The 11625-nt window shown below is 67.3% G+C and carries 11 protein-coding genes; 3 read left to right on the top strand and 8 right to left on the bottom strand.

Annotation, left to right across the window (positions count from 1 at the left end; all coding sequences use genetic code 11):
• Positions 1-15: 15 nt before the first annotated feature.
• The 5 genes from groL to Y706_RS0113285 form a co-directional block, all read right to left on the bottom strand.
• Complete coding sequence (groL, locus tag Y706_RS0113265; RefSeq protein ID WP_028276953.1) at positions 16-1653, bottom strand: chaperonin GroEL; 1638 nt, start codon at positions 1651-1653, stop codon at positions 16-18.
• Positions 1654-1948: 295 nt separating this feature from the next.
• Positions 1949-3217, bottom strand: a complete 1269-nt coding sequence (locus Y706_RS0113270; protein WP_028276954.1) for an ABC transporter substrate-binding protein — start codon at positions 3215-3217, stop codon at positions 1949-1951.
• Between the two features lie 59 nt (positions 3218-3276).
• Positions 3277-3480 carry a cold-shock protein gene (locus Y706_RS0113275; RefSeq protein ID WP_028276955.1) on the bottom strand — a complete coding sequence of 68 codons (204 nt, stop codon included), beginning with the start codon at positions 3478-3480 and terminating at the stop codon, positions 3277-3279.
• Positions 3481-3638: 158 nt separating this feature from the next.
• Positions 3639-4274, bottom strand: coding sequence for a LytR C-terminal domain-containing protein (locus Y706_RS0113280; protein WP_028276956.1), 636 nt, complete (start codon positions 4272-4274; stop codon positions 3639-3641).
• Between the two features lie 92 nt (positions 4275-4366).
• Positions 4367-4630: a DUF3263 domain-containing protein gene (locus Y706_RS0113285; protein ID WP_223915291.1), complete on the bottom strand. Its 264-nt coding sequence runs from the start codon at positions 4628-4630 to the stop codon at positions 4367-4369.
• Positions 4631-4833: 203 nt separating this feature from the next.
• On the opposite strand from Y706_RS0113285, the gene Y706_RS0113290 reads away from it, so the two are divergent.
• The gene (locus Y706_RS0113290; protein ID WP_043436149.1) at positions 4834-5640 is read left to right on the top strand and encodes a uracil-DNA glycosylase; all 807 of its coding nucleotides are present in this window, start codon (positions 4834-4836) and stop codon (positions 5638-5640) included.
• Positions 5641-5691: 51 nt separating this feature from the next.
• The gene (locus Y706_RS0113295; protein ID WP_028276959.1) at positions 5692-6531 is read left to right on the top strand and encodes a siderophore-interacting protein; all 840 of its coding nucleotides are present in this window, start codon (positions 5692-5694) and stop codon (positions 6529-6531) included.
• A gap of 195 nt (positions 6532-6726) precedes the next feature.
• On the opposite strand, the gene Y706_RS0113300 is transcribed toward Y706_RS0113295, so the two are convergent.
• Positions 6727-8223, bottom strand: a complete 1497-nt coding sequence (locus Y706_RS0113300; RefSeq protein WP_028276960.1) for a threonine/serine exporter family protein — start codon at positions 8221-8223, stop codon at positions 6727-6729.
• A 48-nt stretch (positions 8224-8271) separates the two neighbouring features.
• The gene (locus tag Y706_RS0113305; RefSeq protein WP_028276961.1) at positions 8272-9345 is read right to left on the bottom strand and encodes a lipid II:glycine glycyltransferase FemX; all 1074 of its coding nucleotides are present in this window, start codon (positions 9343-9345) and stop codon (positions 8272-8274) included.
• Between the two features lie 114 nt (positions 9346-9459).
• On the opposite strand from Y706_RS0113305, the gene Y706_RS0113310 reads away from it, so the two are divergent.
• Entirely contained in the window at positions 9460-10029 is a 570-nt protein-coding gene (locus tag Y706_RS0113310) for a TspO/MBR family protein (RefSeq protein ID WP_028276962.1), read from the top strand.
• 91 nt (positions 10030-10120) lie between these two features.
• Here the strand turns inward: Y706_RS0113310 and Y706_RS0113315 are convergent, their stop codons facing one another.
• Complete coding sequence (locus Y706_RS0113315) at positions 10121-11533, bottom strand: L-serine ammonia-lyase (RefSeq protein WP_028276963.1); 1413 nt, start codon at positions 11531-11533, stop codon at positions 10121-10123.
• Positions 11534-11625 lie beyond the last annotated feature (92 nt).

The raw sequence follows: 11625 nt of genomic DNA on the forward strand, positions 1-11625 counted from the left end.
GGCTGGCGCGGGTGGTTAGAAACCGCCCATGCCGCCCATGCCGCCCATGTCGTCGCCGCCGCCCATCGGGGCGCCACCCTTCTCGGGCTTGTCGGCTACAACGGCCTCGGTGGTGAGGAACAGGCCGGCGATGGAAGCCGCGTTCTGCAGGGCAGAGCGGGTTACCTTGACCGGGTCGTTGATGCCGGCGGCCAGCAGGTCGACGTACTCGCCGGTGGCGGCGTTGAGGCCGTGGCCTGCGGGCAGGCCGCGGACCTTGTCCACGACGACGCCGGGCTCGAGGCCGGCGTTGAAGGCGATCTGCTTCAGCGGGGCGTCGATGGCAACGCGGACGATGTTCGCGCCCGTTGCTTCGTCACCGGAGAGCTGCAGGTTCGCGAATGCCTTGGCGCCGGCCTGGATCAGGGCAACGCCACCGCCGGCGACGATGCCCTCTTCGACAGCAGCCTTGGCGTTGCGGACGGCGTCCTCAATGCGGTGCTTGCGTTCCTTGAGCTCGACCTCGGTTGCGGCGCCGGCCTTGATGACTGCAACGCCGCCGGCCAGCTTGGCCAGGCGCTCCTGCAGCTTCTCGCGGTCGTAGTCGGAATCGGAGTTCTCGATCTCGGCGCGGATCTGGGACACGCGGCCGGCGATCTGGTCGGCGTCGCCTGCACCCTCGACGATGGTGGTCTCGTCCTTGGTGACAACAACCTTGCGGGCCTTGCCAAGGAGTTCGAGTCCGGCGGTCTCAAGCTTGAGGCCGACTTCCTCGGAGATGACCTGGCCACCGGTGAGGATGGCGATGTCGGCCAGCTGCGCCTTGCGGCGGTCGCCGAAGCCCGGAGCCTTGACGGCGACGGACTTGAAGGTGCCACGGATCTTGTTGACGATCAGGGTGGCCAGGGCCTCGCCCTCGATGTCTTCGGCAATGATCAGCAGCGGCTTGTTGGACTGCATGACCTTTTCCAGGACAGCAACCAGTTCCTTGACGTTGGAGATCTTGGAGTTGACGATCAGGATGTACGGATCCTCAAGGACCGTTTCCTGGCGCTCGGCGTCGGTGACGAAGTAGGCGGAGATGTAGCCCTTGTCGAAGCGCATGCCTTCGGTCAGCTCCAGCTCGAGGCCGAACGTGTTCGACTCCTCGACGGTGATGACGCCTTCCTTGCCGACCTTGTCGAGGGCTTCGGCGATCAGGGCGCCGATCTCGTTGTCGCCGGCGGAGATGGACGCGGTGGCGGCGATCTCTTCCTTGGTCTCGATTTCCTTGGCGGAGGCCAGGAGCTCGATGGTGACCGCGTCAACAGCCTTCTCGATGCCGCGCTTGAGGGACAGCGGGTCAGCGCCGGCCGCGACGTTGCGCAGGCCTTCCTTGACCAGGGCCTGTGCCAGCACGGTTGCGGTGGTGGTGCCGTCGCCTGCGACGTCATCCGTCTTCTTGGCAACTTCCTTGACCAGCTCGGCGCCGATCTTTTCGTAGGGATCGTCCAGCTCGATCTCCTTGGCGATGGAAACACCATCGTTGGTGATCGTGGGGGCGCCCCACTTCTTTTCGAGGACGACGTTGCGTCCCCGCGGGCCGAGGGTGACCTTGACGGCGTCGGCGAGGATGTTCAGGCCCCGCTCAAGACCGCGGCGTGCCTCTTCATCAAATGCAATGATCTTGGCCATAACGGCAGTAGTCCTTTCGGGACAGTCGTTAAGAATGAACCTTCGCTGTGGTGCCCGCGACGGACGATCCCTACCCTGCGGCCTCTGTATGCCGCCGGGTCCGGGATCTCACCCCAGCAAGGTGTTTCTTTAGCTCCTGGACCGGCTGCCCCACTTCGCGGCCGGGCGGACCGGGCGTCGTGTTAGCAGTCAGTGCGCTGGAGTGCTAAATCAATAATTAGCACTCCCCCGGGGAGAGTGCAAGCAGTGGCCGGCCCGAACCGGCCGCCACGCGGGCACAATACGCTACGAGCGATCAGCCGCCGCTGCTGCTCGCGGCTTCCGTGCCGTCCACCGTGGGCAGGTTGTCCTCGCCGTAAGTCGAAACCATATAGTTCGATTCGGTGATGTCGCCGTGGGCATCAAAGTTGATCCGTCCGGACCGGCCGTCGTAGTCGGGCCGCTGGCCTGCCCGGAGGACGCCGACGCAGTCCTTGTAGCTCGTGCATGACTTGCTGGGCGGCTGGCTGCCGCCGGCCCCGGTTCCGCCTGCCGCGGGCGTTCCGCCGGAGACCGCGACGAGGGACGCTGCGATGGAGGTCCCGGCATCGTCCTCTGCTGCGGCGGCGGCGACGGCGGCCAGGACGAGGGCGTCGTACGTCTCGGCGGCGAACACCATGTCCTTCAGCCCGGGATCAACGGCCAAGAGGTCCGCCTGGAAGGCGGCGGAGGGAAACACGCCGGGCAGAATCCCGCGTGCACCATCGAGCGCCCGGGCGCCCAGGCCAGAGCCGTACTTGCTGACTGCTCCGTCGCTGAGGACCAGCTTCTTGCCGGCGAGTCCGGCGTTGTTCAGCTCGGCGATGGCGCCCTGTGCGCCGTCGCGCGAGACCAGGATGACGGCGTCGGGGTTGGCGGCCTTTGCGGCGGCGACAGCCTGCTGCGCCTGGCCGGGGGTGAACTCCACGTCCGCCACGACTTCCAGTCCGGACTGTTTCGCCGCACCGCCGACGGCGGCGGCGACGTCTTTGCCGTAGTCGCCTTCCTCATGCAGCACCGCCAGGGTCCTGGCGCCGCCGTCTTTGACCAGTTTGGCGAGGACGGAGGCCTGGGCGGTGTCGGCGGCCGAGGTGCGGAAATAGTAGCCGCCGCTCTTGTAGTTGCTGAGCGCGGCGGCGGTGTTGGCCGGGGAGATCACGGCCACCTTGGCGTTGGCCAGCACGTCGATGGCGGCCGGGGCACGGCTGGAATCGGTCGGGCCGATCACGACGTCGGCCTTGGCGGCAACCAGCGCTTTCGCCTGGGCTGCGGCGTCCGTGCTGATGGTTTCCGGCAGCAGCTCCACCGGTTTGCCTTTGTGCCCGCCGGCAGCGTTGATCTCCTTGACGGCAAGTTTGGCCGCCGCGAGCTCGGAAGCGTTGAGGAAGTTCTGCTTGCCGGTGTTGTCCAGGATCAGGCCGATGCGCAGGGTGCCGTCACCGCTGGCGTCCGCGCTGGCCACGCGGGCGCTGCCCGCGGGGCCCAGGCAGCCCGTCAGGGCCAGGGCCGCTACTGTGCCCGCCGCCAGGGCGCGGCCCAACGGCAAATGTCCTCCGCGGCGCCCGGCCGCGTTCCTTGGGGCGTTCGTGACGGCAGCCAGTACCACTAGGCGGGCCGGACGCTTTCGGCCTGCGGGCCCTTTTCGCCCTCGCCGACTTCCAGTTCCACACGCTGGCCCTCGTCCAGGGCGCGGTAGCCTTCCCCGACGATCGCGGACCAGTGCACGAAGACGTCGTTCTCGGAACCGTCCACGGAGATGAAGCCGTAGCCCTTTTCGGCGTTGAACCATTTGACGGTTCCCAGTGCCATGGTGTCCACACTTTCAGCTAGCTTGCGTGCGGCCCATCTCGATGTGCGCCGCGGACTGCGAAGAGAAATCCGCAGATACTGTACCCACAGCGTCCCCCAGGAACGCCGGCGGCGGGCAGGGCCGCCGCCTAATAGTTATTGAGGCGTAACCGGATTGGCTACTGGTAGCCGGGGCCGAGCACGACGACAAGGGGCATGTTGAACTCGGCAGAGTCCACGAGGGTGTCCACGCCGAGGAGGGCTCCGAGTGCCTCCGCATTGTCCTTCTGCTCGATGCCGCTGTAGAAGATCACCGACGTCTGTTGCGGGACACCGCCCCAGTTGCCTGTCTCGCCCAGGACCCAGCCGTCGGAGGTGACGGTGCCGCCGACGCGGGTGGCTAGGCCGGCGGTGGTGGTCGCGTTGTAGATCGTCACCGGCTGCGTCTTGTCGACAGCGGCGGCTGTGGCGCTCGGCGTAGCTGACGGCGAAGCCGCCGGCGCGGCGGCGTCCGTGCCGACCGGCTCCGGGCTCGTCGGCGTCGGACTGGGGCTCACGGTGCTCGTGGCGGACGGGCTGCTGCTGGCAGATGCGGACGCGCTGCCACCGGCGGTCACGGCCGCGGCCTGGCCTGCGGAGAAGCCGAGCTTCGGCAGGATCAGGAAGGCCACCAGGCCGATGGCCAGGGCTACGCAGCCGGCCGCCAGGATCGGCGCCAGGCTCCGCCGCCGCGATGCCGCGACGGCCCGGTGGACTCCCTGCCGGGCAGAGGTCTCCGGGACCCGATCAAATTCATCCCGAGCGTATTTGGTCATGGTAAAACGACGTCCTTGCTGATTTCATACGGGGTGCCCGAGCCGGAACGGACGCAACAGGACGTGCACATCCGGCTGCTCGTGACGCGACTTTACGAGTCTGTTCCCAGACGACGGGCAGTGCGGGCACGTTGGCGTGATGTACGTAGTCTACGCAATCTCTTGACCAGCATGGGATCGTGGGCCAGCGCATCCTCGGTATCGATGAGGGCATTGAGGATCTGGTAGTAGTGCGTGGCGGACAGATCGAACAGCTCACGGATGGCCTGTTCCTTGGCCCCGGCGTACTTCCACCATTGCCGTTCCAAGGCCAGCATCTGCTGGTCGCGGGCGCTCAGCGCAGACTCCGCCGACACCCCGTCCGGACTCGCGCCGGCGGTTGGGAAGACAGCAGAATCCCCCGCGAGCACGTGCTCTTGCGCTGTTTCGGCCACGACACACTCCCTGGCTGATTCCAAAAAACCTGGCTGGATCCGGTAAAAAGTCAGTCCCCATGCTACGGCCGAATGACAGGGTTGTCATTCGGGCGGGCGCAGAAACGGGCCGCAGCTGGGGAAGAATGGGTGCTGTGTTTGATGCCGAGTCTGACCCCGCCAGTGAACCCGACGCGCTGTTCGAGCTGGAGCCCGCAGCCGCGGACACCCTCAGCTTCGCGGACCTGGCCCGCCGGCCGCTGGGCGCGCTGGTTGCTCCGGACTGGGCGGAGCCGCTGGCGCCGGTGGAGGCGCAGTTGCGCGAAGCCCTCGCCTTTGTCGCGGGCGAAGTGGCCGCCGGGCATGGTGTACTGCCCTCGCCGGCAAACCTGCTGCGGGCTTTCCGGCAGCCCCTGGCCGGCGTCCGCGTGCTGGTGGTGGGCCAGGACCCGTATCCGACGCCGGGGCACGCCGTGGGGTTGTCCTTCGCCGTGGACGGCGCCACCCGGCCGATCCCCCGCAGCCTGGCAAACATCTACAAGGAACTTCAGGCCGATCTCGGCTTCCCCCCGCGCGTCCACGGGGACCTCAGCCACTGGGCTGACCAAGGCGTACTGCTGCTCAACAGGGTGCTCAGCGTCCGTGCCGGCGCGGCGGGCTCGCACCGGAACAAAGGCTGGGAGGCCGTGACGGCGGCGGCCATCCGGGCCGTCGCCGGCCGCTCGTCCGTATCCGGTGCGGGCCATGCCCCCCTGGTGGCGATCCTGTGGGGGAAGGATGCCGAGTCCGTGCGGCCGCTGCTGGGGTCCGCCGCCGTGATCGCCAGCGCCCACCCCAGCCCGTTATCGGCCTCGCGCGGCTTCTTCGGGTCCCGGCCCTTCAGCCGGGCCAACGCCCTGCTGCTGGAACAAGGCAACGGCACGGTCGACTGGGAGCTTCCGCCGTTGCCGTAACAGGCCTCCGCGCAATGCTCCCGCCGGGGGTTCTTGGTTAGGCTTAGCTGCATGACATCCGTCCCCGCAGCCACCACCGCCACCCGGAACTCGCGCCCCCAGACCGATCTGACGGTCCTGCGCAGGGAGCAGCTCTCCCCGCACATGGTCCGGATCATCGCCGGGGGCCCTGGCTTCGCCGGGTTCGTCAACAACGACTATGTGGACCGGTACGTCAAGATCGTCTTTCCGCAACCCGGCGTCGAATACCCGGATCCGCTGGATTTGTGGGCCATCCGGGAAACCATGCCGCGCAGTCAGTGGCCGCACACCCGGACCTATACGGTCCGCTGGGTGGACCCGGCGGCGCAGGAACTGGCCATTGACTTTGTGATCCACGGCGACGAGGGGCTCGCCGGCCCCTGGGCGGCTTCGGCCCAGCCCGGCGATCGACTGACTTTCACCGGCCCCGGCGGCGGGTACAACCCGGATCCGGCCGCGGATTGGTACCTGTTTGCCGGCGATGAATCAGCGTTGCCGGCCATCGGCGCCGCGATCGAATCCCTGCCGGAGGATGCCCGCGGCCTCGCCCTGCTCGAAGTGGACAGCGACGCCGACGTCCAGGCCATCGCCGGGCCGGCCGGCGTCGAACTGCGCTGGCTGCTGCGCGGGGGCGCCCCCGCCGGTGAGAGCGAACTGCTGGTCACGGCGGTCCGCGACGCCGAGTGGCCCGAGGGCCGGGTGCAGGTCTTTGCCCACGGCGAGCGGGGCTACATGAAGGGCCTCCGGGACGTGTTCTACGTGCAGCGCGGGCTGGAGCGGGCCCAGGTGTCACTCTCCGGCTACTGGGCCAAGGGCCGGGTGGAGGACGACTTCCAGGCGGAGAAGAAGCTCCCGATCGGCAAGATCTAACGGCGCAAGATCTAACGGCGCAAGATCTGACGGCACAAGATCTAGCAGAGCGAGATTTGGCGCTGCGGAGTTTCCCCACCTTTGCCACCACGACGCCGGGACACGCCGGCGCGGCGGGCTGACACGCCGTCGCGTCCCGGCAAAAGTGGGGAAACCCGGCGCCTTAGGGGAGCCGACGGGCATTCCTCGCAAGATCTAGCGGCGGCGGGCCCTGCGCCGTTCGTTGCTCGCCAGGCTCCGCGTCAGGGGCCGCGCCAGGGTGTCGCCGAGCACGATGCCCGCAGCGACACCGAGCACGATGGCCCCGGCGTTGAGCATCCCGCCGGCGCCCATGAGAATCTCCGATTCCTCGATGGTCAATACATACATCGACCGGAATATAGTGAGTCCGGGGAGCAGAATCAGGGCGGCGGGAACGGCCACCACCAGCTGTGGGGCGCCCATCCGGAGGGCCACGACGCGGGCCAGCAGGCCGATCACCACGGCAGCGAGGGCCGGGGCGAAGCGGGATCCGATGCCCAGGGCGTCGCCGCCGATGAGGACCAGGTAGCCCACCACCCCCACGGCCGCCGTCGGCAGCAGCAGCTTCCAGCTGGTCTGTTCCGTGATGCCGATCATCAGCACCGCGATGGCGATCAGGATGACGATCACCCACAAGTCATACTTGGGCGGGAATGTTTTGGTGACGTCTATGGGATCCATGCCGGTCATGTCCCCCACGACGAACCCGACGGCGATGCCGGCGACCAGCGCCCCGAAAGTCAGCATGGTGGACAGGAACCGGCCGGCCGCCGTGACGGGGAAGCCGTTGATCGCATCCTGCACCGAGGACACCAGGCGTCCCGTCGGCAGGAGCAGCAGGATCCCGCCGACCACCACGATTTCGGGGGCAATCTGCACTCCAAGCGGGCTGCCGAAGCGCCACAGCAGCAGGGCGATGATGGTCACCAGGAACGAACACGAGGCAGTGATGAAGAAGTCCGGCGTACGCCAGCGGCCCAGCTGGCGGGCCAGCAGGCTGACCAGAAGGTTGGAGAGGAACGCGACGACCGAGGCGCCCAGTCCGCCGCCCAGGACACCGACGAAAACGGCAGAGAACACGCCGAAGGCCACGGTGACCATCCACCGCGGGAACGGCTTGGCGCTGCGGGTGATGTCCTCAAGCCGGCGCACGGCTTCCTCGCGGCCGACGCCGCCGGCCACGATGTCTGTCACCAGCTGGTGCACTTGCGAGAGGCCCGCGTAGTTGTTGGTCCAGGACCGCACCACCCGCAGCAGTGAGATGGGCGTCTGGTCCTTGGGTGCGTAGTTGATGGCCACCGACTGGTTGGTGATGTCCACCTCGATGTTCTTGAGGCCAAGCGCGGCGGTGATGGCGATGATGCTGGTCTCGACTTCGAGGGCGCCGGCCCCGTACCGGAACATGGATTCGGCCAGCTTCAGGGCGAAATCGATGGTCTTGCGGGCTGCGGCATCCACCCCGCCAACCTGAATCATCGGGTTGGCGTAGGGGCTGCCGGCGAGCCGGTCGACGATGCTCATCGGCGCGGTGGGCGGGTTTTCGCCCTGGACCAGGCGGCGCAGCATCCTCTTGGCGGCGGCGTCCTGGCGCACCTGCATGGCCGACATCGGCTGGGTCCGGGGCAGGCCGTCCGTGGGTGGCCTGCGGTGGCCGTCGGTTCCGTTGTTCATTCCGGCCTCTTCACTGTCCTGGCTGACCTTGATTGTCTTTGGCTCGGTTTAGTAAAACTGCTGGCCCGTGCGCCGGGTGTAGACCTGGCGTGCGACGCGCTCCCCCGCCGTCATCCAGGCCTTGTACTTCAGCGGGCTCAGAACCTGGTCATAGCAGCCGACGAAGTCGGTCACGGTCTTGCTGAAGCTGGTCTTGAAGAGCCCCAGCCCATGGAATGGGTTCGACGTGTCCTTGAGCTTGTGGCTCGGCGGCGTGCCGCAGAAGTCGTATTCGGTGCAGCCGAGGTCCTTGACCTGGTTGATCGCGGTCCACTGCACGAGGTGCGAGTCACCGTACTGGCCACGATTCTGCAGGGAGCCGCCGTCCTTGTACGTTCCCTTGCGGCCGTAGTTGATCACGAACGCGCCCACCGAGGGCACCCCGTTTTCGTACACGAAGAGCAGCCTGCCCTGGTCCCGGGCCAGGAAGTTGGTCCAGAACTGGCGGTAGTACTCGTACTCGCGCACCCGGACCTGGGACTTGGCTTCCACCGTGGTGGTCATCAGGGCATACATGGCCCGGAAGTTCTCTTCCGTGGGCTCGACGTTGTGGACTTCCACGCCCTCGCGGATGGCGCGGCGCACGGCGTTGCGGCCCCGGGAATGCAGGTTGCGCAGCAGCTGGTTTTCCTCGGGCGCAATATCGAGCAGCGCCGTGGAGTCGTTCGGCTGCAGGTTGTGGGTCTTGACCAGGCCGGCGCCCTCAAGGATCCGCGCGGCGTCGTCGGACAAGACAACATCCGGTTCGATCTTGATCGCGAAGACGCCCAGCTTGGCCCTTTTGACGAAGTCCGCGTTCGCCGCGACGATCCCGGGGATGTCCTCGACGGACGCCACGTCGGGTCCCTTGATCAGGTACCAGAGCTTGCCGAGGACCGGAAAGGACTTCTCCAGGACCAGGTTATAGCTCGTGTAATCGGCCGACTCGTACACCAGGTGCAAGGGCTTCCAGCCAAAGTGCTGTTTGACCTCGGCGAAGGCTTCCGATTGCAGGAGATTGCCGCCGTTGGGGTTCGCGGTGACGTGGGCATCCCAGTTGGCAATCTCTTCGGCAGAGGCAAAACGGGCAGTGAATTCTCGCAAGGGTGCGGTATCCAATCATTGCGGTACGAGCTTCGGCGGCATGCGGACATGCAGCCCCAAGTCTATCGGTCCGCACCCTGCCGCCGGTCCGGGTCAGGCGGTTACGCTGGTCTCATGCACGCTCAGCAACAACCGCTGGAAGGCCGTCCCGGGGCGCCCGGCGGCCACTCTAAGGGCGTCGGAAGCGGTACGGGCGGCGGCTTCTCCCAGGTGGTCGCGCTGCTGCTGTTCCTCGGCGCGTCTGCGCTCGTTGCGGCCTTGGGCGGCCTGGCCACGGCCAACCACGTCAACGGCTGGTACGCCACCGCGGACAAGGCCCCGTGGTCCCCGCCGAACTGGGTTTTCGGGCCCGTCTGGACGGTCCTGTACGCCGCCATGGCCGTCGCGGCGTGGCTGGTCTGGCGCAGCCGCGCCCCGGGGTCCAAAGCGGCCCTGACAGCCTACGGCGTGCAGTTGGGGCTGAACCTGCTCTGGACGCCAGTCTTCTTCGCCCTGTACCCGGCGCTCGGGACGCCGGCGCTGTGGATCGCGTTCGGGATCATCGTGGCTTTGGCCGTAGCCGTGGCCGTGACGGTGGTGCTCTTCGGACCGATCAGCCGGACGGCAGGACTGCTGATGCTGCCCTACCTGTCGTGGATCGTGTACGCATCCTCGCTGAACCTTTGGGCGGCACTGCACAACTAGGGCCTGCACAGCTGCAGGCGCTAGTTGTAGGTTGCACAGCCGGAGCCGCCGGCCAGCGCCACGGCAGCCCCGGCCGGCGGCGGTCAGCTTCCTAGCACTCCACGACGTTGACGGCGAGGCCGCCCATTGCGGTTTCCTTGTATTTGGAGCTCATGTCCTTGCCGGTTTCGCGCATGGTCACGATGACTTCGTCGAGGGAGACCCGGTGCGTGCCGTCGCCCCAGAGCGCCATCTTGGCGGCGTTGATGGCCTTCGCGGCGGCGATCGCGTTGCGTTCGATGCACGGGACCTGCACGAGCCCGCCGATCGGATCGCAGGTCAGGCCCAGGTTGTGTTCCATCGCGATTTCCGCGGCGTTCTCCACCTGCTGGGGCGTGCCGCCCATGACTTCGGCCAGGCCGGCGGCCGCCATCGAGGACGCCGAGCCCACCTCGCCCTGGCAGCCGACTTCCGCCCCGGAAATCGAGGCCTGCTCCTTGTACAGCACCCCGATCGCGCCGGCGGTCAGCAGGAACCTGACGATCGTGTCGTCGCGGTCGGCCTGGGTGGCCTTGTCCATGCCGGGGGCGAAGTGCAGCGCGTAGTAGAGCACGGCCGGGATGATCCCGGCGGCGCCGTTCGTGGGGGCGGTGACGACGCGGCCGCCGGAGGCGTTTTCCTCGTTCACGGCCAGCGCGATCAGGTTCACCCATTCCTGCCAGTACTTCGGATCCCGGTACTCGGGGTCCTGGCCGAGGGTTTCCTTCATGAGGCGTTTGTGCCAGTCCGGCGCCCGGCGGCGGACCTTGAGCCCGCCCGGCAGCAACCCTTCGCGTTTGAGGCTGACCTCGACGCAGCCTTCCATCACCGAGTAGATGTGCAGCAACCCGTCCCGGATCTCCGCCTCGGTGCGGGAGGCGCGCTCGTTGACGAACATGATCTGCCCGATCGAGAGGCCCTTGGACTGGCAACGGCCCAGCAGTTCAGCGGCGGTGCGGAACGGCAGCGGCAGTTCCTTCTTGGATTCGTCGAGTTCCTTCAGGGCCGCGTCCTCCTCGCCCTCGCGGACAATGAAGCCGCCGCCCACGGAGAAGAACGTCGCCTTGTGCAGGACTTCGCCGTCGGCGTCGGAGACCGTGAAGCTCATGCCGTTGGTGTGCCGGGGCAGGATGGTCAGGGGCCGCAGGATCATGTCCTGCACCCCATAGGGCAGCGGCACGGAACCGGCCAGCTGCAGTTTCCCGGTCTCAGCGATCGCGGCCAGCCGACCCTCCACTTCCTCGGGCAGGATCTGCTCGGGATGGAAGCCCTCCAGGCCCAGCAGGATCGCGGTCATGGTGCCGTGCCCGTGCCCGGTGGCGGCGAGGGAGCCGTACAGGTCCACCCGCAGCGACGCCACCTTCTCCAGGTCCCCGGAGGCCTTGAGCTCCTCGGCGAAGACCGCGGCGGCCCGCATCGGTCCCACCGTGTGGGAACTGGATGGCCCTATGCCGATGGAAAAGAGATCGAAGACTCCAACAGCCATTGTCGGTTCCTAACTAGGTATGGGCTCGGGGACAGAGGTGAACAGGGGCCCCTTCGGGTCCGGTCTCCGGCAGCATGCGTCTAAGGGAGCGT

It is taken from the genome of Arthrobacter sp. I3 (assembly GCF_000520575.1).
In the GTDB taxonomy this organism is placed as follows: Bacteria; Actinomycetota; Actinomycetes; order Actinomycetales; family Micrococcaceae; genus Arthrobacter; species Arthrobacter humicola_A.

Coding starts and splice junctions, on each gene's coding strand:
- Y706_RS0113315 (WP_028276963.1), bottom strand. CDS start 11,533: ATGGCTGTTGGAGTCTTCGATCTCTTTTCCATCGGCATAGGGCCATCC.
- Y706_RS0113280 (WP_028276956.1), bottom strand. CDS start 4,274: ATGACCAAATACGCTCGGGATGAATTTGATCGGGTCCCGGAGACCTCT.
- groL (WP_028276953.1), bottom strand. CDS start 1,653: ATGGCCAAGATCATTGCATTTGATGAAGAGGCACGCCGCGGTCTTGAG.
- Y706_RS0113295 (WP_028276959.1), top strand. CDS start 5,692: ATGACATCCGTCCCCGCAGCCACCACCGCCACCCGGAACTCGCGCCCC.
- Y706_RS0113300 (WP_028276960.1), bottom strand. CDS start 8,223: ATGAACAACGGAACCGACGGCCACCGCAGGCCACCCACGGACGGCCTG.
- Y706_RS0113290 (WP_043436149.1), top strand. CDS start 4,834: ATGGGTGCTGTGTTTGATGCCGAGTCTGACCCCGCCAGTGAACCCGAC.
- Y706_RS0113310 (WP_028276962.1), top strand. CDS start 9,460: ATGCACGCTCAGCAACAACCGCTGGAAGGCCGTCCCGGGGCGCCCGGC.
- Y706_RS0113275 (WP_028276955.1), bottom strand. CDS start 3,480: ATGGCACTGGGAACCGTCAAATGGTTCAACGCCGAAAAGGGCTACGGC.